Here is a 23,971-nt window from a genome sequence, read left to right as displayed (position 1 = left end):
CACCACCTTTTCAATCATGTCGACGAGGGGACCAAGTCATACCGGGCCAGGAGACCGGAGCCCCGATAGCGGAGCCACGGAAAAGGTAACGGGGATCTGCAAAAGGAGCCGCCCGGCGGCATTGCCGTCGAGCCGGCCGACCATGGCCTCGGACGCTCCCGAGGTGGGCTGACCACCAAGATCCACCTTGCCGTCGAGCAGGGGCAGAAGCCTCTTTCGGTGCTGATCACGGCCGGTCAGCGAGGCGACTCCCCGCAGTTCGAGCCTGTCCTGGACGCGATCCGGGTGCCGCGGATCGGTTCTGGTCGGCCCCGCAGGAGACCGGACCGGGTGCGGGCCGACAAGGCGTACGACTCCCGCCGCAACCGGGCCTGCCTGCGAAGACGCGGTATCAAGGCGACCATTCCGGTCCCGGCGGACCGGGTTCGCAACCGCCAGAAACTCGGCTCCCGAGGCGGTCGGCCGCCAAAGTTCGACAAGACCGACTACCGCGAACGCCACGCGGTCGAGTGCGGGATTAATCGCCTCAAGCGTCACCGGGCCGTGGCCACGAGGTACGACAAGCTTGCCGTCCGCTACGAGGCGACCGTGCTGGTGGCAGTCCTCAACGAGTGGCTGTGACCAGCAGGTTTGCGGTCGACCTCAGTCTGTCGGTGTCGGCACGGCGCAGGCATCGGCGATAGCCCGCGTGTCCCAGTAGAACGGACGGACCTCGGTGATCCGCCCGTCCTTGACCTTGATCGCTTGCAGGATCGGGAAGCTGAGTTCACGGCCGGTCGCACGAGCGCGAGCACGGACCTGTGTGAGTACGACCGCAGTCTCATCGGTGGCAAGAAACTCCTGCTCCACCATCTCGAACGACTCCCACACCTGCCCCATCCTGAGGAAGAACTGCGTCATGCCATTGTGCCCACGCCACGTGCCTCCGTAGGGCAGAGCGTCTGCTTGATGCAACTCGACATCGGGCGCAAAGAAGGGGGCCAGCAGATCGAACGAAGCTGTGCCAGGGCCTCCGGCCGCCAAATACTCCGCCTCAGCCGCATACATGGCGGTGAGGACTGTTACTGATTCCGTAGTGGATGACATCGTCATGCCGCCAGCATGATCACTACAGGCGGATCCTGCTGGCGGCAATCAGACATCGTTGTGCGGCGCGGTCCACACTTCCGCAACACGTCCTGGTGCAGCAAACCCAACCCTCCGCTGCCAGGTCGGGGTGTACTGGCGACCCTGACCACCATCTGTCACCGTGAGAAAACGCAACCGAAAGGACGGAAGGGATGACGGTGGGCTTCACCGTGGTGCCGTCCCTGCATCTGGGCAATGGCCGGATTATGCACCTGGTACGGGGCGAGCTCGTCTGCGAACCCGCCGGACTGAATCCAGTCGAACTCGCGTCGTCCTTCGCCCGGCACGGTGCAACCTGGCTGCATCTGTTCGTCTTCCACCAGCAGCCAGCAGTACCACTTCGACCCGGACCAGGTCACCCGTCTCATCGGCCGCGTCAATGCCGCCGGACTGCGCGTCCAGCTCGTCTGCGCACCGGCCGTCACTGACGACGCCAGCCTGAAGCGGGTACTGGACACCGGCTGTGCGCGACTGAACCTGGGCACACCCGTGCTGCGCAACCCCGCCTGGACCGCCTCGGCCATCGCAGAGCACGGCTCGCGCCCCGGGGTCAGCCTGCCGGTATGGGTAACCGATCACGGCCCCCGTCTTGCCCTCCACGGCCGCTACGCCGACGGGGGAGACGTGTGGCCCCTGATCGAACTCCTCGACGAAGCAGGCTGCACCAGCTACACCGTCACCGACATCTCCGCCGAGGGCGCCCTCACCGGACCCAACCTCACTCTGCTGCGCCAGGTCACCGAAAGAACCGACGCGCCTGTCCTGGCCGCAGGAGGCATCGCCACCGTGGAGCACCTGACTGCTGTCGCCGGACTCGGCGTCCACGGCGCCGTGGTCGGCCGCGCACTACTCGGTGGCACCTTCACCCTCGAGCAAGCCCACCAGGCCCTCAACCAGCACGAGCCGAACCATCGACAGCCCTGAGACCGCGGTGCACGGCAGCAGACGACGTCCTGCCAACGGCACAACCGGTCATCAGACCGTCGCTACCGAGCCGTCTGGATGGACGGCTCACGGGCGTTCGAGGTCGTATCAGACAAGCCGGCTCGCGAACGGACTCGACACCGCTGCTCCGCCGGCGGTTCGAGCCGCTCTCCGCCGTGGTGGCCAACGGTGTCATCGTTCGACCCCACACCGCGCCCGGCCGTCTGCAGCCCCGCCGGGGGCGTGTGAGATACCCAGGGGCAGGCCTTTTGCTGTGTCAGGCGAGGGGACGGTTGATGAGGATGCGGAAGTCGGTGGCGGTGATTTCCTGCTGCATGTCCAGGCCCGCCGAGGGGGCGCTGAGTGTGGGCAGGCGCATGGCTTCGGCCTCTGAGCGGGGGAAGTCGCAGCGGGCCAGGCCGAGAGTGACGTGGGGCCAGTAACCGTCCTCGGTGATGTCCAGGCGCTGGGTGATGCCGGTCTGGACCTCGCGGAGCTCCGAGGTGAGCTCGACGCCGAGGCGTACCTGCTCGCCCTTTTGCACGAGGTCGTCGCGGTAGCGGTAGTCCGGGTTCTTCTGCAGCGCCCAGCTGCCGTGCCGTACCTCACCGGTCAGCCGGATGGTGGGGGTGGGCCACGTTGTTGAACTGATGACGGCGGCGGCGTCCGCCAGGCGCCCGGCGTCGGCCTGGTGGAGGAAGCCCAGCGTGATGTGGAGGTGCTCACGAGCCTGCGGATTGACGCGATCGCGCTGCTCCTTCTGCAGATCGACCACGGTCTGCACGAGATCAGCGGGGACGCGGAGGCTGAAGAAGACGTTCACTGTCGTACTGCTCGCCACGGGGCGGCTCCCTTCGGGCGCGGTCGGTGGTGCGGTGTTCGCGTCGGGCGAGGGCAGCGGGTCAGCTGAGGTTCTTCTCCAGCGCGGTGAGATAGCTGTGCATGAAGTGGTCTCGGACGCCGTCGCTGGCGGGAGCGAGCGGGTCGGCGGTGAAGCCTGCCGCGCGGTCGAGGAGTCCGCCCACGACCGGCATCGTGTCGCGGACCTTGCCGTGGGAGTCGATGTAGCGCAGCGCGTCGACGTGCGTGTAGTAGGGCTCTGGCGGTAGTTGCGGCACGACGTCGTTGTTGTTCACGAACCGGTACATCCGGTTTCTGTAGCCCTTGTTGTAGGCCTTGGCCAGCTTGCCGTCGCAGGTGCGGGGCTGGCCGTAGGTGTAGACGCCGTCGGCGGCCAGGCGCGGCTCTTCCAGGTACATGCGGGCGCCGGCGAGCATGGCGAGTGCCCCGCCCAGGCTGTGCCCGGTGAACCACACGGTCTGCCCGTTGGTGCGCAGCTCGCCGTGCGTGTTCTTGACGTCCGGCCAGATCGACTCGAGGGCTTCGCCGAAGCCGTCATGGATGTGACCAGTGCCGGCCGGGCCTTCACGGGGCGGGGTCGTGGCGTCGGAGAGCCAGTCCTTGATCTGCTGCGGTTCGGTGCCGCGGAACGCGGTGACGATCACGTCGTCGCTGGCCATGGTGTAGGCCTGGGTGTCCTGCAGCGGGAACGGCGGGGTGAACCGTGTCTCGTGGTGGCGGACGGTGCCGAAGCCCCAGTCCCGGGCCTGCTGCTCGATGGTGGCTTCGTCCTTGTAGGCCAGGTTTGAGGCCAGCGCGAGCCAGTAGGCGCGCTCGAGGCTGTAGCCGGTGGAACGGTGATCGAGTGTCACGGGAACAGCCACAACGTTCTCCTCCTCGCCCAGGCGGGCATCGACGTCGGCCGCCCGAGGAAAGAGCGGCCCTTCTCGTAGGTGTTCGGCCTGCCAGCAGCATGTGTCCCGATCGCTGCGGCCCTTCCGCCGACAACCCCGGCGGACCGTGCGGTTCACCCGGTTGGGGTGAGCGCTTCGGGAGCATCGGAGTGAGCAAAACGCGCCCCCGTGTACGCTCCCTGGAGATGAGCGGTCCTGCTCGTGGCGCCGAGGCCGGCCCTGCCCTTGCCGAAATCCTTGTCCGGTCAGGTCAGGCGGCGTGCTCGTACTCGTGGAGAAGGCCGCCGAGGCGATCGCGTCGTCGTGTCTCGAGGCAGGCGATCTGGTCCGGATCGACGATTGGCGGGGGTGACGGGTTCGACTGGCGGGCGTTCGCGATGCCCTGATGGGGCCGGTGCGCATTGTAGGAACGCTCGAATTCCCGCAGGGCGTGGAGCAGATGCCGCTGATCCTGGATCGAGGTCCGGTCCCACAGCTCGCGCCTACGGGTCTGCACCCGGCGTTCCATGACCGCGTTCATCCGCGGCATCCGGACACCGCTGAGCACGACCTCGGTCCCCGCATCGGCGAGGACCGCGTCGATGCGGGGCGGGGAACTTTCCGTCCCGGTCTCGGATCAGGAACCGCGCCCGGCAGTTGACATCTTTCAGGTCCATGACGAGATTCCTTGTGGCCTGCGGCACTCACGAGGCCGTCGGGTGTGCGGTCGTGCCCAGGATCCGGATCCGTCGGCCGGCGTGCTCGATCACGGCGAACACGTACAGTCGTGCCCCGGTCAGGGGGCCGTCTCGAAGAAGTCGCAGGCCGGCAGCGCGTCGGCCTGGGAGCGCAGGGAGTCGGCCCACGTGCGGGAGGTCCGCTCGGGCGCCGGGTCGATCCCGGCCTCCCGCAGGATCTCCCGGACCGTGGAGGCGCCGGTGGCCCCATGTGGGATTTTCCCGTGCCAGGCGCAGCACCAAGGCGCGGATGGAGAGCACGGTGCGGGGTCGACCCGGGCGCTTCGGCTCGGACTCGGCGGCATGGCGGCGGGCGACCGGGTCGCGGTGCCGACGGAGCACCGTGTCCGGCCGCACCAGCAGCCTGCGCGGCACGTCCCGCGGCAGCCGGTACAGCAGGGCCGCGAGGAAAGCCCGGTCACTCGGGCTGAAGCGCACCTTCCCCTTACCGAGTCGGCGCTCCAGCACCGACAGTTGGTGACGCAGGGCGAGGATCTCCATGTCCTTGTCCCGATCGCTCATCGGTAGCAGACGCAGCCCGGCGAACGCGTTCGCCAGGCCCAAGTGGGCCAGTCGCAGCAGCACGGTTGGTCATCACGCCGCGTTGATCGGCAGCCGCGCGACGGCACCGACCCGGCCGGCCGCACTCGACATCCCGTACACCCCGCGCATCAGCTCCGACCAGGGCGGATGAGGTCATCGGCAAGCGCAACGTCTTACCCCTGGTATGCAAGGGTCGTCATCATCCCGGACTCCGAGTGGTAGATGTTGTGGCAGTGCAGCATCCACAGTCCGGGGTTGTCCGCGTCGAAGTCCGCCACCAGCTTGTTGTGCGGCAGCACGATCGACGTGTCCTTGCGGGCACCGTTCGAGTCCGCGCCGGCGAGGGAGAACGTGTGGCCGTGCAGATGCACGGGGTGCCACATGTGGGTGGCGTTGATGACCACCAGCCGCACCCGCTCGCCCCGTTCGACCTTGTGGAGCGTATCCGGGTTGTAGGGCTCGTGGTCGATTCCCCAGTCGTACTCCTTCATGCCACCGGTCAGCTTGACCCGGAGCAGCCGGTCGTACCTGCGGCGGGGCATCGCCACCGATTCATCCGGCTCGAGCCGGCGGGCGGACACCAGCACCTCACGGTCCAGCTCCGCAGGGTGCGCGGACGGCTTGGGGGCCGCTCCGGCGCCCGTGCGCAGGACGGCCATGGCCCGGCCCCCCTTCCCCTCGGCGAGCGCGACAAGCGGGAAGACACCCGACTGCGCGGTGATCAGCACGTCGTACCGCTCGGCCATGCCGATGACCAGTGCGTCCGTCTTGTACGGCTGCACGGGAAAGCCGTCGCTGTGGGTAATGGTCATCCGGTGTCCGCCGAGCGCCACCCGGAAGGCCGACTCCCCGCCGGCGTTGATGATGCGCAGCCTGATCCGGTCGCCGGGCTTGGCCGTGAACTGCGTGGGGTCGTCCGCTGTGCGCCCGTTGATCAGGTAGTAGGGGTAGGCGATGTGTCCCGCGTGACCGCCGAGCAGCTTGCTGGTGGCTCCCGTCATCAGTCGCTTCGGCCCTTTCCGTCGGTACGGCGGCGGCGAGGGCGCCCGTCCGGAGCCCTTCCCGTCGTCTGCTCCCCCGGACGCGGCGTCCGCCAACGCCCCGCCACCGGCCCCCACGGGTCCCTCCGGCCTGTCGCCGTGCCCCACCGGGGGCTTGCCCTTACGGAGCTGGTAGAGAACATCGTCGGGGGTAGAGCCGTCCACTCCGTCGATCCAGTCGTCCAGTACGACGATCCACTCGTGGTCGTACCCGATTGGCTCCTTCGGGTCGTCGACGATGAGTGGCGCGTACAGGCCACGGTCAACCTGCACCCCCATGTGAGGGTGGAACCAGTAGGTGCCGGGATGCGTCGCGGTGAAGCGGTAGTCGAATGTCTCACCGGGTTCGACCGGCCGCTGCGTCACACCGGGCACACCGTCCATGTCGTTGCGCAGCGCAATACCGTGCCAGTGCACGGTCGTCGCCTCCGGCAGGCGGTTGGCCAGCGTCAACGCCACGGTGTCACCTGCGGTGACCCGCACCTCCCGGCCCGGCAGCAACCCCTCGTACGTCCACGACCTGAAGGTACGTCCGGCGCCCAACTCGACCGGCGACGGGGTGGCCCTCAATGTGTGCTTACGGAGCGTTTCGGCGGGGGTCGGATGTGCCCCGCCGACCTCTCTGCCGTTCGGAGCGGATCCGGCCGGCGCGGGCGCGCCCGGGTGGCCGCCGTCCCGCGAGCCGGAAGAGGAGCAGGCGGCGAGCAGTCCGGAACCCGCGGCCGCGATACCGGCGCCGAGTACGGAGCGACGTGTGGGGGAGGTCTGACTGGTGCGGTCCGTGCGCATGACTGGGTGTCCCTCGCTGGTCGGGAAAAGGCAGGTGAATGCGTGGGCCTGCCACCACCCGGACAGGACCGGACGGCCAGAGGCGCTCTTCCTCACGAGGCACCGACGGGACGGTGAGCACATCCGGTGGGCGGCGGAACCAACTGTTGCGGAGATCGGCGAGTGCCCCTCGCCGGTGCCCGGAACGCAGCTCAGTGCGGCCGTGCGGATATCCCGAGCGGCAGGGCACCGGACGGCACCTGCCGTCCGCGCGGGCTGCGCCCGCATCCGGCCCTCGGGTCAGTCACCATGTGAGCACACTACCCCGGCCAGGTATACATTCGGGATATATGGGCAGTATCGACACGGGCACGCGATCAACCCGCCCCAAGGAACAGGGCGGCAGGCCCGGCCGGAACGCAGAGGCGGCACCGTGCGCGCACCTCGCCGCAGCGCGCCCAGCTGCTCCGCCGTGAGCTTGTCGCGCCGGGTCGATTGGCGCAGCTGGTGCCGGAGGCTGGGAACAGGAAGTCACCCCCTCCCCAGCCGATGCCGGCGAAGTCGTGGCGAGGATCGTTCCCGCGGCTGTCGCGGTGAGAACGAATGCGGTGGCTGTCTTACGCATGGTCACGACCGGCAAACGGTCATGGGCTTCGCTTCGCCACTTGCAACCCCTGCGGTCCACGCACCGGTCACGGGAGCGCCGGAGTACCAGGAGTGCGGGGCTCGGTCGACCCGCCCGGGCAGATCTAGACTGCTTGTTCCCTCAACCCGTGCTTCCAGAAAGTGAAGTACGGAGTGACGCTGTCCTCACGGTAGTTCAGGAGGCACACCATGCCGTCCGGCCTCATGCTCGAGCCGGTGTAGAACTCGTAGTCGTTCAGAGCGGCGACGATCTTCTTGGTGTAGTTCGAGGCGCCCTTCTCGAACGCGGCAATCTCAGTTGCGTCGGCGCCCGATTCCTCAAGGCTGTTCTTCACCGCCTTCATGTAGCCCTTGAGGTACGCCAGGTAGCCCTTCTTGTCGAACGTGGTCGGCTTCAGCCCGAAGGCGCGTACGACGCTGTTGTCCGACTCGTCTCCCTCCTCGTCCGGCGGGCAATCGACCTCATAGACGATGCCATCGACGAACTTCACCGGGAAAGCGTCGCTGAAGAGTTCGTCACCAGTAAGGACGTCACTGTAAAGAAGCACTCTGCGTTCCTCTCGGTACGTGGAGCCGCGTCACCGGCTCCGCATTGCGTCAACCCGGCGAACGGTAACAGTCTGTCATTGACACATTACGGATCGCTGACGTGGTGTGGACTGACGCGCCCCGCCGAGCGGGTCATACCCGTTCCGGTGCGCCGAGGGCACGGCTGAGTGCCGACACCGTGGCGGCGAGCGCGGTCAGCGCGGGCGGAGCTTCCAGGTCGAGGTTCTCAGGATGCGGGGCGCGGGCGATGAGGCGTGGATCTGACCGGCGGCCCGCCTGCGCACCATGTGCACACGGTCGCGGCCAGGTCTTCTGTGGCCTGGACTGCCGCGGTGGCGGCCGGGTGCCTCGGCGGATAGCCGTTCGGTCAAGTGGCAGAGGCTAGGGAGGTGTCTCCAGGCCGCGACGGCCCGCTGGGCCGGCGCAGCGCACCGTATCAGTCCGTTCGCGCGCTGCGCCCTGATGCCTCGCAAGGCGTACGCAAGGCATACGAAGTACGTACGCCTTGGACTCTTGACCGTTGGGACCGGTCATGAAGAAGATCATGAGGGTGGCGTGATCACCAGCGCTGTGCGCCCTCACGGGAAGCGCTTCGCGGCAGCAGAAGACCAGCAGCTACGGCAAGCGAACCGGCGTGCGGCGGCCCATGTACGCGATATGTGCGCTTCACGGGCGCTGTGCGTACTCGGCAATAGCGGACAGCTGCTCCGCCCGCTTCGGGGCCGGAAGTTCCGGTGCCCCCGGTGGCAGCCCCAGGTCGAGTCGCCTTGTGGGAGGTGGCGCGCGTGCCCTCGGCGGAGGGCTGTCGGGCGGTGCTGTCAGAGGCCGCCCCGACTGCGCCGCCGTGGCTTTGCTCGTACTGGGGGCGGGCTTCCGCCGGAGTTCGGCGAGGACTGCGACGACAGCGCTGAAGCGCCAGGCGTGGCCGTGCCCGCCGCCCTGATCGGCCCCGGCTCGTCCTGAGGGTGAGGCAGAGTGACGATGGGGTCAGTCGTCCGCTTCGGTTTCGAGACGGCCGGCGTGGTCGGGGCCGGGGTGGTCGACGCCGGGCACCAGGGGGCTGTTGTAGTCGAATTCCACCTTGCCGAAGGCTTCACTGGTGAGAGGCGGGGGGCATTGTCGGCGATGATCAGCTGCAGGCGTTCGCCGTACGCGTCGGCCATGACGGTGGTGCGCAGGATGTTCCAGGCATAGCGGCGGGTGTCGTGGTGGGCGGGAGCGTACGACTACGCGCCCTACGCCCAGGTCTTCCCCGACGACCAGCGCGACATCGCCGTCTCCGACACCTTCGACCGCCTCTGGCTCTCCTGGAACGACGCTGGTAGAGCCTGCCGGGCACGGGCAGCGTCACAGCGGAGCGTCGCTGCGGGGAGTGCATAGCGGTTCGGGTGTGGGATCGAGTGATCGCCCGGGGATGGCCCCGACGGGCTTCGCCACGTCCACGGACAGGTGATTACCTTTCGCACCTTTCATCACATTTAATCTACGGTCGGGCGTGAAGTGCCGTTTCGCGCGGCCCACGTCCGAAGGAGAGTCCAATGAGCATTCGTGAGTTGTCCCGTCCGGCCGGAGCCGCACTGGCCGACCTGGTCGAGCAGAGTGCCGTTCTGGAACTCGCGATTCAGCAGGAGGCGCCCCGCAGCGACGCCCCCCTCCACGCCCCACAAGCCCTGGACCAGTTTCTGCTCCTGCTCTCGCCGAAGGAACCCACGGAGCCGAAGAAGCCGAAGAAGGTCTGAGTCCCCGGCCCTCCTGCTCGCGCAGGACGTCGCGGACGGGCTCCGCCCGCCCATGATGGAGGTGAGACCATGCTGCACGCCGGCGGCGCCGCGCTAACGGATTACGCCCAGGCGGCCGCGGAGCTCGCGCTCCGGGTCCTGCGCGCCCTGGACGGCGCGGGGGACCCGGATCCGCTCGCCGGTTACGTCGACGCCGCGGCTGATCCGAAGGCGGCCCTGGCGGCGGTACGCGTGCTCGGCGCCGACGCGCTCGCGGCCCACGTCCTGACCGGACGGCCCCTGACACAGGCGGAGGCCGAGACGGTGGCGGAAGCCGCCCATGTGTTCCCGCTGACCGCCGCCTGCGATCCCGACACCGCGCACATCACCAGGTGGCGCGACTGGGCCACCGCGCAGGCCACCGCGCGGTGCAGCCCGCCCGCCCCGGACCCGCCGCGGCCGGACCACGCCGGCCCGGCCGCTCCTGCGGGCGCCTGTGCGTGGCGCTCCTGGTCCGTGACGATGGCCCAGCTGTCCACCCTCGCCCTGCCCGGGCTGGACAGCACCGTGCACGAGGCGGCCCGTCAGGGGGCCGTCCCCCTGGCCCGGGGCGCGTGCTGGGCGATACTGCGCCGTGACTACGCCCTCGCGGCCCGCCTGGGCCGCTGGCTGGCCCTCGTCCACGGCCAGGGGGCGGCGGTGCCGCTGGACCCCGCCCCGCTGCTCGACCACCTCCTGCTGTTCGGCGGCGTCGAGGCCCGGACCGTACTGGAGGCCGAAATCGCCCGACATCTCCTGAAGGGGAGCCACACGTGACGGCACCCGTCGCCCGCAGCGCTCACCGCGTGGCCTCCCGCGCCCTGGACTGGCTGGGACGGTTCCACACGCTGGCGACATTCCCCGCCGGCACCACGGCCGAGCTGGCCGATCCGGACAGCACCTACAAGCCGCTGGGCGAGACCGCACTTGTCGCCTCCCTGGTCCTGCGCGAGGGCGTGGCCGGGCCGCGCCAGGCACACACCGCCCGGGAACTGCTCGACTTCGCCTGGGACCAGTTCCGCAAGGGCGACCTGCTCTACGAACGCCAGCTGCGTCACCCCCTGATGACCGACCCGCTGGAGCTCTACGCCCACTTCGCCCGGACCGGATACCGCCACACCGACCTGGAGCAGCTCCTTGCCCAACTCCATTCGCTGCGCTCCACGCATGCGGCCGAGCTGCTGCCCAACCGCCGCCTGGCGGTGGCGAACGCCGCCCGTATCACCGGCCTCGTCGACCACGAGGACTGGCCGGCGCTCTCCTCGGCCACCTGGCTGGGTGCCACCCCCGAGCCCTGGGCGATCGACTGGATGACCGCCTACGCGGTCACTCACACCGTCTTCCACCTCACCGACTGGGGCGCCAGCCCCGGCGGGCTGCCCGCCCCCCTCCAGGCGTATCTGCGCACCTGGTTGCCGGTCTGGGTGGAGGTCTGGAGGGAGGTCGCGCAGTGGGACCTGGTCGGCGAGCTGCTGTTCGTCGACGCCTGCCTCGATGAGCCGGTCTGCGGCGCCGGGCCCTGGGAGGAGCTGGCCGAGGTGCAGCGCCCCGACGGCCTGCTGCCCCGGGACGCCGACCCCGTGCCGGAGGACCCGGTCGAGGCGTTCACCGAACACCACCATCCGACCGTGGTGGCCGTGATGGCCGGCACCATCGCCCTGTCCCGCGCGCTGAACACCCCCACCCCTGCCCGATGACCGCTACCGCCGCCCCGCCCGCCGGGTTCTCGCCGTCCCTCGCGGACCGGCTGGCCCCGACGGCGCCGGGCGCCACCGCCGTCGTGACAGCCACCGTCCAGGGCACCAGGCACTCCGTCAGCTGCCACGGACACCCCTCCGCCTCGCCCGGCACGGCGACCGGCCCTCGAACCGTGTTCGAGCTCGGCTCGGTGACCAAAACCATGACCGCGCTGCTGCTGGCCCAGATGTGCGCGCGGGGAGAGGTCCGCCTGGAAGACCCGATCACCGAGTACCTGCCGCCGCACGCCCGCCCGCGCCACGCCGCGGCCGACCGGGTCACCCTGCTGCACCTGGCCACGCACACCTCCGGATTGCCGCGGCTGCCCGCCAACCTCTACCCCGTTGCCCTGCCCCGCTGGACCACCGAGCCCTACGCCGGCTACACCCCGGACCACCTGCTCGGCGCCGCCGCGCGCATCCGGCCGCGGCCCGCGCCGGGCACACGCGTGCGCTACTCCAACTTCGGGGTCGGCCTGCTGGGTCGTCTGCTCGCCGAGGCCGCCGGTGAAACCTACGAGCACCTGCTCGCCACCCGGATCTGCGCCCCGCTCGCACTGGCCGACACCGCCGTCGTTCCTTCCCCGCCCGACAGCGGGCGGACGCCGGAGGCAGGCCCGGCGGACCTGGCCGTCGGACACCGCCGCGGCAGGCCGGTGCCGCCCATGAGCATGCCCGGCCTGCCGGGCGCCGGGGCGGTGCGCTCCTGCGCCCGGGACCTGCTGCGCTACCTCGACGCCCACCTGCACCCCAGCGCCACCCCACTGGCCGCCGCCCTGCACGAGGTCCGACGGCCCCGTCTGGCCAAGCCCGCCGGCGGCGACCGGATCGCCCTGGTGTGGAACGTGCGTACGTTCCCCGGCCACGACCTGTACTTCCACTGCGGCGGGACCAGCGGCTTCACCGCCTTCGTCGGCTTCTCCCCGCAGGCGGAAACAGGCCTGGCCGCGCTCGCCAACACCACCCCCTCCCTGCGCAACAACTTCGTCCAGGCCGCCTACTGCCTGCTCACATCACTGGTGGGCGAAGCCTTGGACGACCGCCCGGCGCACAGAACCCCGGAGCCCGTAGTTCAGACACCAGCCGTCTTCAGCACCCAGCCACCGAAGAACGGACAAGCATCCGCCCTGCGTGCTCCACACCTCGCCCCCTGATCAACTCCTTGGCACTCAATGCCGGAACTCGACCCAGCCCGCCCGGGCCCACCCGCAGCCCGTCCTCCCCGCCGACGCGGGGGTGCTCCGCTCGGTGAGGCGCTGTCCCGCCCCATGCCCAGTAGGGCTTTGCCAGGTTCTGCAAGACGGCGGGCACGTCGGCAATCCAGGCGGCCGGGTCGGCGACGACGAGGCGGTGCAGGACCATCGCATAGCCATCAGCGCCGACGTCCTCGGCGGCCCGCCGACGAGGGCAGCGGGCCGCTGGAGGAGCCACGCGACCGGGCAGCCCGTGACCTCCGTCGGCCGATCGGCACCGATGGCCTGGGCGTGCAGTGACCGACGCAGCGGGAGGCCCGCTGCTTCCCGCCGACGGCGACTCACCCGTCAGAAGGTCTGCTGGTGAGCCTCTGCAGCCGCATCACTGCATCCCACCGCTTCAGGGCCCCGCTGTAGACGTGAGGAAGCCCAGTGTGGCGGTCTCCCGTCGCAGTTCGGTGACGACGGCCTCTACGTCCAGCCCGAACAGCGTGCTGCCCTCCCTGTGGCACGCCAACAACGCCGCGACCAGGCCCGCGCTGGAGCATGAAGCCGCACGGACACGGTGGGCTCGGGCTATTTGCCTGTGCGGCTACCGCGGCGGCGTCACATGAGCGGCCGCGTACGCCGAAGGTTCAGCAACGAGGCTGGCAGGCCAAGGTCTCCCATTGCCCTGTCGACGGTCGGCTCCATGGGGTCGCCCACCAGGAGGGGGCTGATGGCGGCGGCCGCTTGCAGCAGGACCACGGGGATCCACAGCCGCTGGGTTCTGTGGTGAACTTCAGCGTGTCGCCATCCATGATCAGGAAGGCGTCGGCGGTCGCGCCCGTGGCGCGCGAGTAGGCCGACTGGTGCCGGTAGACCGGATAGACGTCGGCGGTGCCGTAGGCCTTGACCATGGTGTCGAAGTTCTTGAGCTCGCCGACCAGCCGCTTGTGGATCTGCTCGCTCTCAGGGTTGGCGAACGGGATTGGCTCAGCTGAAGGCGTGGGGCCGGCTCCGGCAGGTTCCAGGTCTCGTTCACGTTCTGGGCGAGCTTGCGCCGGTGCTCGTTCCAGTAGTCGGTGAGTGCCACGACGGCTGGCTCACCGCTGTCGGCCAGCCAGTCCATTGCGTAGGAGTGCCCCAGCAGATTCCGCATCAGCGGTGCCGCCTCCACGGTGTACCCCTGGTCGTAGAGCGACATCAGAGCCTGCGCCGTCCGGTTGGTGAACTGCCACCAGCCCATGAGGGGCCGGACGACATTCTGGTGCTCGTGGAGCACGCGCACGCCCTGGCCGGTTACTTGATCTGCTGCTCGCAGGATCACCGGCACTGTCGCCCGGCAGCGTCGCAGACTGGCTGCGTAGGTTGCAAGCGAGAGCACTTGTCAGTGGGTTTCGGCATCACGCCGTGACCGAAGAGCGCGTGAATGTTGGTGAGAAGTAAGAGCACCCCGGGTGGCAGGGGCTCGATCGTGCGTGCGGAGCCAGCTGCGTTCGTGGCAGGATGACGGCATGTTGATCAGAAAGGCCAATGCCGCGTAGGCGCCCGAAGGCCGTCCGTGCTGAGCGGTGGCGGCCTCGCAGACACGTTGCAGTTCGGCGGATCCGGGGCGTTTCCGCGAGGACTCGTGCAGCTGTCCGTCGCGTCGAGGATGAGCGGATGTGGCCTGGTGCAGTTGCTGACGCGCTCGCCCGTTTCGAGTGGGCGTTCAGGCAACCCGGCCGTTATCTGAACGCATCCCAGGTCTGGCAGCCCGGACTGGAGGTGGAGTATGCCCGCGATGATCTGGAAGAGGTCATGCTTCACCTCCCTCGCGGTGCCCAGCGCGATCTCGGCCGGCTGGTTGCTCGTATCGACGATGAGTTCGAGCGTCGCACCTTGCCGAATCCTGGGCCGGTGAACGCCTTCACGTTGGGCGGCTGGTGGTGGTCAAGGATCCGTGAGCACTGAGGATGCTCACGAAGCCTCGTGCGCCCAGGTCAGCTCGTGGCCAGCTGTTGTTCGGCGCGTGCTCGGGTGGTGGCGAGGCGGTAGGAGTCGGTGCCCGTTTCGATGATGTTGCCTCCGAAGGTGAGGCGGTCGACGATGGCCGCGCAGAGGCGGGGGTCGGTGAAGGTCTTGGTCCAGCCGGAGAAGGACTCGTTGGAGGCGTTGGCGACGCTGTTCTTCTCCTCTCGTTCGGTCAGGACCTGGAACAGCAGTTCAGCGCCGCGGCGGTCGAGTTCCATGTAGCCGAGCTCGTCGATGCAGAGGAGATCGACGCGGCCGTAGCGGGCGATGGTCTTGGTCAGCTGCTTCTCGTCCGCGGCTTCGACGAGTTCGTTGACCAGCTTGGTCGCGAGGACGTACTTGACCCGGTGGCCGGCCATCGCGGCTTCGGTGCCGAGTGCGATCAGCAGGTGGGATTTTCCGGTGCCGGAGTCTCCGATGAGGCAGAGGGGCAGGCTCTTCTTGATCCATTCGCACTTGGCGAGGGTGTGGATCAAGGCTGCGTCGATGTTCGGGTTGGCGTCGAAGTCGAACTTGCGAAGTGACTTGTCGCGAGAGAAGCCAGCGGCCTTGATCCGTCGTTCCGAACGGCGGCGAGCCCGGTCATCGCACTCGGCCAGGAAGAGCTCCGAGAGAAAGCCGAGATAGGACATCTGCTCGCGGCCGGCAGTCTCGGCGAGCTCCGGGAACTGGGACCGGATAGTCGGGAGCCGCAGCATCCGGCAGGCCTGGTCGACCGCCGCGGTGGCAGCCTGCTCGGTGAGTCCGCGCTGGCGGGGAATGGTCATGATCGTTCTCCTTCAAGGGGTGGGGCGGTCCGGCCGACGCAGTCGCAGCAGCTGGTCGTAGTGAGCGACCGAGGGAAGCGGCCGCTTGTCGGGAGGCAGGTGGGACAGGCGGCGCGACGTCAGGGACGTGACCTTCGACCGGCTGGCCGGGGGCAGCGAGAGTTCCGTGTCGCCGTTGTCTTCGTCTGCGGCCTTGCGGGCCTCAAGCGCGACCGCGTCCGCGGTCAGCGCACCCGTCTTCAAGGCAGCCGCGAGGCCGCTGACCAGGTGTTCGTGGGGCAGATGGCGACCGAGAAGGAGGACTTCGATCAGCGCGCGGGTGCCGTCCCGTTCGCCGTGGGCCTTGACGGCCGCCGCCCACCACGCGTCGTGGACTGGGGTGAACCTGCCCGCCGAGCGTGCCTGGTCCAGCGCGGTTGCCCCGGGCAGAGCGCCGGGCTTGCGCACGAGCGCCTCCAGGTAGTGGTCGAGCTCCAGCCGGGTGCCGCCCTTGGCGATCAGGCGTTCATGCCGGGCAACCTCCTCGCGGCCGTCGTAAACGACCAGCTCGGAGGCGTGCAGCATCGCGCGGACATTCCGGCCGATGAGCCGCACCGGCACCGAGTAGCGGTTCGTTCGGACGCTGATCTGGCTGTAGCGGTCGACCCGCAGGGTGAACAGCCGGCCCGTCTCGAACGGCTCCTCCGGCAGCGGTGCCAGCAACGACTGCTCGACCGCGAAGTACTCGCCGATCGTGCGAGGACGGGACCGGATCCGCCGGGCGTCATCCGCTTCGTCCCAGCGTTCGATCATCGCGTTGAGCTCGGCGAGTGTGGCGACTTCAGGGACGGGAACGAGGTGGTTTCGGCGGAACCAGCCGATCTGGCCCTCGACCCCGCCCTTCTCGTGTGCCTCGCGGATTCCCGGCTGGCAGTAGAGAGCCTCCAGGCCGTAGTGCGAGCGGAACGCGGTCCACCGCTTGGCCTCAACCCGCTGCCGCGAGAAGCCCAGAACCCGGGCGACCGCGGCCCTAAGGTTGTCGTAGCGGATCTTCCCGGTCGGCACTCCGCCCAGCACGTTGAGAGCGTGGACGTGGCCCTCGAAGAACGCCTCCTGCCCGGCCGAGGCGAAGATCCGATGCACCGCCTTGCCCGAGTAGGACATGCGGAACGCGAACAGGTAGCAGGTCACCACCTCGCCGCCCAACCGTACGGTCACATCCCCGAAGTCGACCTCTGCCTCTGTCCCGGGTTTGTGGGTCTGCGGGACGAACGCCTCCACCACACCCCGGCCGGTTTGAACCCGGATCTCCTCACGACGGCCAGCGACGTAGCCGCGGACCATCTGGTAGGAAATGTCGTTCGCGTCGTGCTCATCCACGAGCCGCTCGAAGATCCGCTTCACCGTGTGGCGCTGTTTGCGCGGCGCGTCCAGGTCCGCCCGCAGCATCTCGTCGATCAACGGCTTGAACGGATCCAGCCGAGTCGCCCTCGGCGGAAGCGGCTTCCGCGGCTCCGGCCAGGCCGACGACAGAGCCTTCTGCACCGTCAGGAACCCGACGCCGTATTTCCGCTGGAGAGCACGGTTCGACAGCCCCTGACGCGCATCACGGCGGATCGCCGCGTACAGATCGACCTTGGACTTCGGCAGCACCTGGGCCCCCTCGTCGTGCAGAGCACAACCATGGTCCCGACGCAAGCATCCAGGTGCTCTCAAAACTCGACGACATCACTCTCCCGTGGAAGAGGCCGCTCTCGCCGCTGAGCTACAGACGCTCTCGCAACTCGTGAACAAAGCCACTCGTGCGACTGCGGTCCACATGACCTGTTCGACGGCATCGGCGCGGTCGCACAGCGCGAAAGCCAGCTCGTAGCGGCCGCAGGCCCGGGGCAGCCGGGCCATGGCGGCCAGCGACTCCGGGACGGGACTGCGCGCGGACACCACCTCGAGGGCGTGGAACCAGGGCGCGAACCGCTCACGCATCTCGTCGGTGTCCAGGTCGTGGCCGTAGTCCAGCGTTCGCAGACACGCCTCGGCCAGCGCCTCGGCACTCACCGCACCGAGAAAGCGCACATCGCCGAACCAGGGTGCGGCGCCCCATGCCACGTCGGGTCGTGCGCCCGTGACCGAACTGAGGGCCATCACCGCGTCGTCCATGTGCCCTTCGAGGAACAGGAAGTACGCCTGCGTCACCACGGCGCTCATGGAGCCGTCCTCTTCGAGGCTCTCCTGCAGTTCCGGGCGCTGGTCCCGCCACAACTCGGCGAGCGCATCGTAGGGCTCCGGTGCTGCCGGCGCCGAGACTATCGCCCCCACCAGAAGCTCCACGGCGCCGGCCGGGCTTTTGCCGCAGTGCGCCATCACACCAGCGAGACCGACTCCCGCCGCCACCGACTGATTCGACATCGCCGAAGAATACCGGTGGCCAAAGGTTCTGCGCGTCCTTCCGCTGGGGCGGCGGTACGGATGTCGGCGATCCGAAGTGACGGCCAATGGGTAACGACGGCACACAGAGGCCGACGCTCATCGCAGCCGAGAGCAGTGCCCGTGTCGGCGAGGGGTATATCGGCTACCACGGCTGACACCCGAAACCACCGCCGGCCTGCCGTGCCCCGCCCGACAGCGCCCGCCAGGGCGGTCCCGAACAACCAGCTGGCCCTACGGGGCGCGCGGCTTCATGAGTTTCCGTACTCGGCCGGGACGGTGTGAGCGGTCCGGTGGCGGGTAGACGGCTGATCGACTGGGGAGTGGAGCGCAAGGGCGGCGCATACCTGTGGTGAGTACGCGCCACCCTCGCACGCGTCATGACGCTGAGATGATCCGGGCGGGCGGCCGCAGGAGGGTCGTTTCGGCGGCGTGCTGGGTCAAGAGCGCAAATGCTCCTTGCCGGCGGGCCGCACGATGACCTTGTGAGCCGCCGGCTTGCCCGGCGCCGCAAGCGGCCGGAGCGTCCAGACCGTTCCCCCTGGAGAGTGCCGCACGGATGGAAGGACAAGGACGGCTCCCATCCCCGGGTGTTGACTGGCGGGTTGGCGGAAGCCGTACGTGATGTGTGGGGCGTGCTGGGACTGCGGCAGAGTGGATCTTGAGCACGCCGCCGGGTTTGCCGGTGATGGGCTGTGCGTTGGTGGTCCAAGGAAAGACGCCCCGCTTCCTGCGGGGAAATGCAGGTGCAAGGCCTGCCCGGCGCTCCATGAGGAAGACCCCCGCCCTGCTGTTTCAGGGTGGGAGTCCCTTTTTTGTGTCCACTGAACCTTTCTCATCCTGTGGTTCGAGAGTGATGACGGCTGGCGGTCGGGGCCCGTGACGTGGCAGGGCTCCTGGTCGTTGCGGCTGGTGATCTCACTCGCCAACGTCTCGACACAGGAGCCCTGTTGGTCCCGTATCGTGCCATGCTCGACGTCCCGCACGAGGTCGTTGAGCACGTTTCCTGGCTCATCTACGCCCGAAGGTGTGAGCTGAGCTCCCGCTGGCGCAGGCTGGGCTACTTCCGGCAGGCCCTGCTGGTCCTGGTGCACCTGCGCAAGAACGAGATGCTGGCCCAGGTAGCTGCCGGGTTCGGTGTCTCCACGGCGACCGCCGGCCGGTACGTGACCGAGACGGTCGACCTCCTCGCCGAACACGCGCCGAGCCTGCACGAGGCCCTGCGCGAGCTACCGCTGGAGGGGTTCGTCATCCTTGACGGCACCCTGATCGCCACCGACCGCATCACGGCGGACGGGCCGTACTACTCGATGAAGCACCGCCGCCATGGGATGAACGTGTAAGTCGTGGCCGCCTCGGACGGGACACCACTGTGGTTCTCCCGCGCACTGCCCGGCCGCACTCACGACTTGACCGCCGCCCGCGCGCACGGAGTGATCCAGGCATGCCTGACCGGGCAACTTCTTGTCCTTGCTGACCGGGCCTACCGCGGAGTCGGGGCCACCGTCCGCACTCCCTACTACGGCCAAGATCTTCCCGAGAGGTACGTCCAGTTCAATCGCGACCACGCCCGGCTGCGAGCGCCAGGAGAACGAGCCTTCGCTCGCCTCAAGCAATGGCGGATCCTCCGCAGGGCCCGCTGCAGCACCAACCGGATCAGCCGGACCGTTGCTGCCATTCACGCCATCGAGACTGCCTGGCGATCAGGATGAGAAAGGTTCACTCGCCGGGGTGTTCAGCCGCAGTTGTATTCCTTTGCCCAGGCTTGGCCGAGATCGGGGCGCAGCGGTCGTCGCGCTCACGGTTTCGTGCAGTAGCGGCTCCACCGGGGGTGTCAGCACCGAGACCAAGCGGATCGCGTGTCAGGTACGCGGACGAACAGGCTTCACCCTTCTTCGTTACCGCATCCTCCTCGGATAGTGGTGTGCTCTGACACCAACGAATGTGAGACAGAGTCGTTTACTTGGCAGAGCCTCAACTCTTGTTCACTCAGCGTTACTTCAGCAAGTGGGGAGGGTCACGTTTAGCGCAGTCGCGGAAGGGTTCAGTCCAGATTTGCGACTCTATTTCGGGGATGAAATCCAGCCAGTGAGGGCTTTGCTTGTTCCAATTCCGGCCTACTGGTCACTCAGGGCTTTGCCTTGTGGGCGTATGCGGGGGTGGCGTCAAACTGTGCAAATCCAAGTGAAACTGCCCGCCTGAGGACTGAGTGTTGACGCCTCTGGATGCACAGTGCACTTGACTCCGCCGGGTAAACAGCTTTAACTCTGCGCGACTTGTAAAACTTTTGAAACTTTGGGGTAGGGGCTGTGGATTTTGGGGCGGGGGGCACAGTCATGCCCAAACGTCATCGTGGGAGCCGGACGTACCGTGGGGTGTCTGTGGTAGGCGCGGCGATTGCGGCGCTGTTGACCACGGCGTTGGTGCAGCCGTCCGCGGCCCAGGCCGCAGCGTCGGCGGCGGACTCCGAAGAGCTGTCGGAAGGGCAGAAGGCACTCGCGGAGGCTCAGGAGTCCGGTAGTCGGGTCGAGGTGACGGGGCAGCGCTCCGAACGCACAACCGTCTTCGCCAATCCGGACGGCTACACCTTCACTTTGCAGGAGTCGTCGGTTCCCGTACGCGTCTCCAAGCCGGGGGGCGGCTGGGAGACGCCGGACGCAACGTTGGAGAAGCGTGCGGACGGTTCGATCGCTCCGAAGGCTGCGGCCCCGCAGATCGTGTTCTCCAGTGGTGGAGGGAAGGATCCGCTGGCGCGGATCGCCAGCCAGGGCCGCTCGATCGAGCTGAGCTGGCCGGGCAGCCTGCCCGAGCCCGAGCTGGACGGCGCGAGCGCCGTGTATGCAAACGTGCTGCCGGATGTGGACTTGAAGGTCACCGCGACGGTGGAGAGCTTCCAGCACGTCCTGGTGGTCAAGACACCTGAGGCTGCAGCCGACGAGAAGCTGAAGAAGCTCACCTTCGGCCTGAAGACGACAGGGCTTGCGGTCCAGGAAGGTGCATCAGGGAGTTTGGCCGCGGTCGACCCGAATGGCCAGACGGTGTTCAAGGCCCCGCCCGCGCGTATGTGGAACTCGGCCGGCAAGACGCTTGCCCAGCCGCCTGCGCCTCAGGCGGCACGCGCGGCGGCGGAAGAGACGACCCTGGCCGGTTCTGCCCCGTCTGATCCGGCAGAGTCGGCCCCGTCCGGGTCCGGTGTGGAGCCGGGGCAGGGCGATGAGGTGGCGACGATGGATGTGGAGGTCGGCAAGGAATCCCTGTCGATCGTCCCCGACCCCGAGCTCCTTGCCGAGAGGGACGCTTCGGTGTTTCCGTTGTTCATTGATCCTTCGGTGACGTGGGGTGAGTCGGAGCGGACGCTGCTGCGGTCGGACGGCTATGAGTCCTACGGCTGGGGCAATGGTGACGACGGCATGGGCAAGGGTGCCGGCAAGTGCGGTACCTGGAACGGCTACTACTGCGGACCGGGCTATGTGCAGAAGCTGTACTTCGAGTTCTCGCCTGCGAGTCTGAAGGGCAAGCACGTCCTGGACGCGACGTTCCGGGTCACCGAGCCGTGGGCGTTCCAGTGCGATCCGCGCTGGGTGGACCTGGTCCGCACCAACAACATCTCCTCCTCCACCACTTGGTCCTCGCGTCCCAAGGAACTGGACTGGATGGGCGATCGGCATGTCTCGGCGGGCCGGGGCGACTTGTGCAGCCCGGGACTGCCGGATGCGGCGATCGAGTTCAACGACAACCCGGAGGAGACGAACGAGAACCTCACCCCGACCGTGAAGGACTTCGCGGCGGGCAAGTTCTCCCGGCTCACGCTGGAGATCCGGGCGCACGACGAGTCGGACACCTCAGCATGGAAGCGGTTCAAGAACGATGCCGTCCTCGAGGTCTCCTTCGTGGGTATCCCGGACAAGCCAAGCGGCATCGGGCTCGTGACCGGTTCGGGCACAGTGTGCTCGACCAATGAGTCGAACCCGACGATCGTCTCCGACCCGACACCGGCGCTGACGGCGACGACGCAGACCAAGGCAGGCGGTGAGGAGGACGCGCAGCTGCGGGTCGCCTTCGACGTCGACCGCAAGAACACCGACGGCACATGGACGGACACCAACGCCGGGACGAATGACTCGCGGCCCTCGACGGGGTATGCGGGGGATGAGAAGAAGCAGACCATCACCTGGTCCACCCTCACCGAGGGACCCGTACACCGTTATCGGGCATGGACACAGTCATTCTACAACGATTACAAGAGTCACCTGTCGAGTCCGTCGAACGGCTCCACCACCGGTTTCTGCTACTTCAAGGTCGACCCGACCGCCCCAAAGGCACCGAAGATCACCATCGGCAGTCCGTACACGGAATGCCTGCCCAACGCCTGTGCGGCACAGGGTGGCCCGGGGCAGAAGGCCACGTTCAAATTCGCCCCCGCGGACGGTGACACGGGCATCGTGTCCTACCAGTACACCCTGTCGGGCATGTCGAATTGGCCGACGGCCACCGGCGCCACGGTGAGTGTCCCGATCACTCCAGAGCGATCGGGCACATACACACTGTGGGCTCGGGCCAAAGACAACCTGGGCCGATACGGAGCCTGGAACGCCGTCGACTTCCTCGTTGCCGCTGGTCAGGGATCGGTGGGGCGCTGGCACTTCGATGAGGCAAGCGGTGTCGCCCAGGACACCGCCACGGCACAAGGGGTGCCCAAGCACGAGGTCACCTTGGCCGGGGGTGCGGTGCGCGACGAGCGCGGCCGACGAGGAGTGATTTCCCACGATGCGCAGGGTGTGCCACTGGAGACTCCCCTCACGGACCGCGGTCTGGTACTAAACGGACAGAGCGCCTATGCCGCGACCAGTGCCGCGGTGCTGGAGCCACGCTCGAGTTACACCGTTGCTGCGTGGGTGCGTCTCGACAGCCTCGACAAGAGTCAGGCGATCCTCGCACAGGACGGCAAGGACAACGCCGCATTCATGCTGTCGTACCAGATAGCACAGGGCTACAACGGCTGGTTCTTCGGCGTCAAAAGCACTGATGGCCTCTACAACGGCGTTATGTCCGAGGACAAGGCTCAGCAAGGAGTCTGGACACACGTGGCAGCAGTTTATGACGCCCCAGCCAATGGCATCAGGCTCTATGTCAACGGCGTTCTGAAAGCTACCCGTACGACAGGTTTCGAAGTGGCCATCGAAGAGGCGGGGCCGCTCAGGATGGGGCTCGTCCAGTCCAGCGGAAAATGGCATCAACCGCTTCATGGGTCCATTGACGAGCCTGCCGTATGGCAGCGCACATTGACTGCGGAGGAAATCCGTGACGAGGCTCGGCTCATGCTCTCGGGCCGGTTCGCTGGAGTGGAACTGATCGCGGATTGGAACCCGACCCGAGGCGTTGACGGTACCTCCATCGTCGACACCGTATCCGGCTACGGGAGGAGCCTCGCCTTGGCCGGCGGTGCGACAGTCACCAACGAGGAGATCGTGCTGGACGGCGTGGACGATGCCGCCACGGTCGCGGGTCCGTTGGTGGACGGCACCGGTTCGTTCACCGCCACAACACGGGTGCAATTGGATGCGGCGAAGCTGGCGGCTAAGGACATCGGCTACATCGGGCAGGTCGCGGGCCAGCGCACCGCGGACGGTTCCGCATGGGGCCTGTGGTTCGAGCTCACCGGCAAGAAGACCGTGCTGGACGAGGAGACCATGGAGGAGATCACAGTGCCGGAGGGCAAGTGGCACTTCGGTCGTCTCGAGTCCGACGGCACGTTTTCCTCCGTCACCTCCGAAGAGACCGCGAGTGTGGACAGCGGCGCGCGGCTGACCGGCGTGCACGATTCGGTGGACGGCACGATCAGCCTCTACATCGGCTACAGCCAGAACGGTGACGCCAAGGCGTACACGGCACAGATCGGCAGTGGTGAGTTCGCCGTCGGCAAGGCATACGCGAGCGGCGGCTGGAAGCACTTCCTGCCTGCTCGGATCTCTGATGTGCGCCTGTGGGCCGGCGCGATGGCCAGTGCCGAGCAGGTCGAGGTCACGGTGGGCGACTGACCTGCAGTGGGTGGT

Annotated in this window: 17 protein-coding genes and 3 pseudogenes; 9 read left to right on the top strand and 11 right to left on the bottom strand. The window is 67.9% G+C overall.

Annotated features, from left to right (window positions below):
* Positions 1–138: 138 nt before the first annotated feature.
* Positions 139–621 (top strand): annotated as a pseudogene (locus ACZ62B_RS34655) (IS5 family transposase); the annotation flags it as partial.
* 21 nt (positions 622–642) lie between these two features.
* Here ACZ62B_RS34655 and ACZ62B_RS34650 read toward each other — a convergent pair.
* A complete protein-coding gene (locus tag ACZ62B_RS34650) occupies positions 643–1,092 on the bottom strand; it encodes a nuclear transport factor 2 family protein (RefSeq protein ID WP_468722444.1) in 450 nt (149 codons plus the stop codon).
* Positions 1,093–1,416: 324 nt separating this feature from the next.
* On the opposite strand from ACZ62B_RS34650, the gene ACZ62B_RS34645 reads away from it, so the two are divergent.
* Positions 1,417–2,052, top strand: a complete 636-nt coding sequence (locus ACZ62B_RS34645) for a HisA/HisF-related TIM barrel protein (RefSeq protein ID WP_469693413.1) — start codon at positions 1,417–1,419, stop codon at positions 2,050–2,052.
* 277 nt (positions 2,053–2,329) lie between these two features.
* On the opposite strand, the gene ACZ62B_RS34640 is transcribed toward ACZ62B_RS34645, so the two are convergent.
* From ACZ62B_RS34640 to ACZ62B_RS34620, 5 genes and pseudogenes are all read right to left on the bottom strand, one after another.
* Positions 2,330–2,893 carry a 2'-5' RNA ligase family protein gene (locus ACZ62B_RS34640; protein ID WP_344566363.1) on the bottom strand — a complete coding sequence of 188 codons (564 nt, stop codon included), beginning with the start codon at positions 2,891–2,893 and terminating at the stop codon, positions 2,330–2,332.
* Positions 2,894–2,954: 61 nt separating this feature from the next.
* Positions 2,955–3,776 (bottom strand): lipase family protein, encoded by an 822-nt coding sequence (locus tag ACZ62B_RS34635; protein ID WP_469693410.1) that lies wholly within the window; start codon positions 3,774–3,776, stop codon positions 2,955–2,957.
* A gap of 280 nt (positions 3,777–4,056) precedes the next feature.
* Positions 4,057–5,107 (bottom strand): annotated as a pseudogene (locus tag ACZ62B_RS34630) (integrase core domain-containing protein).
* A gap of 131 nt (positions 5,108–5,238) precedes the next feature.
* A complete protein-coding gene (locus ACZ62B_RS34625) occupies positions 5,239–6,894 on the bottom strand; it encodes a multicopper oxidase family protein (RefSeq protein ID WP_344566359.1) in 1,656 nt (551 codons plus the stop codon).
* Positions 6,895–7,622: 728 nt separating this feature from the next.
* Complete coding sequence (locus tag ACZ62B_RS34620; protein WP_469693408.1) at positions 7,623–8,066, bottom strand: translationally-controlled tumor protein; 444 nt, start codon at positions 8,064–8,066, stop codon at positions 7,623–7,625.
* A gap of 1,539 nt (positions 8,067–9,605) precedes the next feature.
* Between ACZ62B_RS34620 and ACZ62B_RS34615 the strand changes: the two genes are divergently transcribed.
* The 4 genes from ACZ62B_RS34615 to ACZ62B_RS34600 all read left to right on the top strand — a co-directional run bounded on the left by ACZ62B_RS34615 (position 9,606) and on the right by ACZ62B_RS34600 (position 12,714).
* Entirely contained in the window at positions 9,606–9,806 is a 201-nt protein-coding gene (locus tag ACZ62B_RS34615; RefSeq protein ID WP_344566356.1) for a hypothetical protein, read from the top strand.
* 69 nt (positions 9,807–9,875) lie between these two features.
* On the top strand, positions 9,876–10,601 hold the full coding sequence (locus ACZ62B_RS34610; protein WP_469693406.1) for a hypothetical protein: 726 nt from the start codon (positions 9,876–9,878) through the stop codon (positions 10,599–10,601).
* Positions 10,598–11,521: a DUF6895 family protein gene (locus tag ACZ62B_RS34605; protein WP_469693404.1), complete on the top strand. Its 924-nt coding sequence runs from the start codon at positions 10,598–10,600 to the stop codon at positions 11,519–11,521. Before ACZ62B_RS34610 ends, ACZ62B_RS34605 begins: the two co-directional genes overlap by 4 nt.
* The gene (locus ACZ62B_RS34600; protein ID WP_469693403.1) at positions 11,518–12,714 is read left to right on the top strand and encodes a serine hydrolase domain-containing protein; all 1,197 of its coding nucleotides are present in this window, start codon (positions 11,518–11,520) and stop codon (positions 12,712–12,714) included. The genes ACZ62B_RS34605 and ACZ62B_RS34600 overlap by 4 nt, the downstream gene beginning before the upstream one ends.
* 674 nt (positions 12,715–13,388) lie before the next feature.
* Here the strand turns inward: ACZ62B_RS34600 and ACZ62B_RS34595 are convergent.
* The gene (locus ACZ62B_RS34595) at positions 13,389–13,652 is read right to left on the bottom strand and encodes a hypothetical protein (protein WP_469693427.1); all 264 of its coding nucleotides are present in this window, start codon (positions 13,650–13,652) and stop codon (positions 13,389–13,391) included.
* Complete coding sequence (locus ACZ62B_RS34590; protein WP_469693425.1) at positions 13,556–13,981, bottom strand: DUF5677 domain-containing protein; 426 nt, start codon at positions 13,979–13,981, stop codon at positions 13,556–13,558. The genes ACZ62B_RS34595 and ACZ62B_RS34590 overlap by 97 nt, the downstream gene beginning before the upstream one ends.
* Before the next feature lie 416 nt (positions 13,982–14,397).
* On the opposite strand from ACZ62B_RS34590, the gene ACZ62B_RS34585 reads away from it, so the two are divergent.
* The gene (locus tag ACZ62B_RS34585) at positions 14,398–14,688 is read left to right on the top strand and encodes a hypothetical protein (RefSeq protein WP_469693401.1); all 291 of its coding nucleotides are present in this window, start codon (positions 14,398–14,400) and stop codon (positions 14,686–14,688) included.
* A gap of 29 nt (positions 14,689–14,717) precedes the next feature.
* Here ACZ62B_RS34585 and istB read toward each other — a convergent pair whose 3' ends face one another.
* From istB to ACZ62B_RS34570, 3 genes are all read right to left on the bottom strand, one after another.
* Complete coding sequence (gene istB / locus ACZ62B_RS34580; protein WP_469693399.1) at positions 14,718–15,515, bottom strand: IS21-like element helper ATPase IstB; 798 nt, start codon at positions 15,513–15,515, stop codon at positions 14,718–14,720.
* Positions 15,516–15,527: 12 nt separating this feature from the next.
* Positions 15,528–17,144, bottom strand: coding sequence for an IS21 family transposase (gene istA / locus ACZ62B_RS34575; protein ID WP_469693424.1), 1,617 nt, complete (start codon positions 17,142–17,144; stop codon positions 15,528–15,530).
* 78 nt (positions 17,145–17,222) lie between these two features.
* Complete coding sequence (locus tag ACZ62B_RS34570) at positions 17,223–17,900, bottom strand: hypothetical protein (RefSeq protein ID WP_469693397.1); 678 nt, start codon at positions 17,898–17,900, stop codon at positions 17,223–17,225.
* 986 nt (positions 17,901–18,886) lie between these two features.
* Between ACZ62B_RS34570 and ACZ62B_RS34565 the strand changes: the two are divergent.
* Together ACZ62B_RS34565 and ACZ62B_RS34560 are read left to right on the top strand one after the other, a co-directional pair.
* Positions 18,887–19,630: pseudogene (locus ACZ62B_RS34565) on the top strand (transposase family protein).
* 624 nt (positions 19,631–20,254) lie between these two features.
* Positions 20,255–23,956, top strand: a complete 3,702-nt coding sequence (locus ACZ62B_RS34560) for a laminin G domain-containing protein (protein ID WP_469693395.1) — start codon at positions 20,255–20,257, stop codon at positions 23,954–23,956.
* The last annotated feature ends 15 nt before the right edge of the window (positions 23,957–23,971 follow it).

The organism is Streptomyces sp. NPDC053426 (assembly GCF_055585405.1).
This window is presented reverse-complemented; position numbering and strand designations above follow the sequence as displayed.

Bases quoted from the DNA above. Each gene is read 5' to 3' on its own strand.
- ACZ62B_RS34650 (WP_468722444.1), bottom strand. From the start codon at position 1,092: ATGACGATGTCATCCACTACGGAATCAGTAACAGTCCTCACCGCCATG.
- ACZ62B_RS34625 (WP_344566359.1), bottom strand. From the start codon at position 6,894: ATGCGCACGGACCGCACCAGTCAGACCTCCCCCACACGTCGCTCCGTA.
- ACZ62B_RS34615 (WP_344566356.1), top strand. From the start codon at position 9,606: ATGAGCATTCGTGAGTTGTCCCGTCCGGCCGGAGCCGCACTGGCCGAC.
- ACZ62B_RS34610 (WP_469693406.1), top strand. From the start codon at position 9,876: ATGCTGCACGCCGGCGGCGCCGCGCTAACGGATTACGCCCAGGCGGCC.
- ACZ62B_RS34600 (WP_469693403.1), top strand. From the start codon at position 11,518: ATGACCGCTACCGCCGCCCCGCCCGCCGGGTTCTCGCCGTCCCTCGCG.
- ACZ62B_RS34595 (WP_469693427.1), bottom strand. From the start codon at position 13,652: ATGGTCAAGGCCTACGGCACCGCCGACGTCTATCCGGTCTACCGGCAC.
- ACZ62B_RS34590 (WP_469693425.1), bottom strand. From the start codon at position 13,981: ATGGGCTGGTGGCAGTTCACCAACCGGACGGCGCAGGCTCTGATGTCG.
- ACZ62B_RS34585 (WP_469693401.1), top strand. From the start codon at position 14,398: ATGTGGCCTGGTGCAGTTGCTGACGCGCTCGCCCGTTTCGAGTGGGCG.
- istB (WP_469693399.1), bottom strand. From the start codon at position 15,515: ATGACCATTCCCCGCCAGCGCGGACTCACCGAGCAGGCTGCCACCGCG.
- ACZ62B_RS34570 (WP_469693397.1), bottom strand. From the start codon at position 17,900: ATGTCGAATCAGTCGGTGGCGGCGGGAGTCGGTCTCGCTGGTGTGATG.
- ACZ62B_RS34560 (WP_469693395.1), top strand. From the start codon at position 20,255: ATGCCCAAACGTCATCGTGGGAGCCGGACGTACCGTGGGGTGTCTGTG.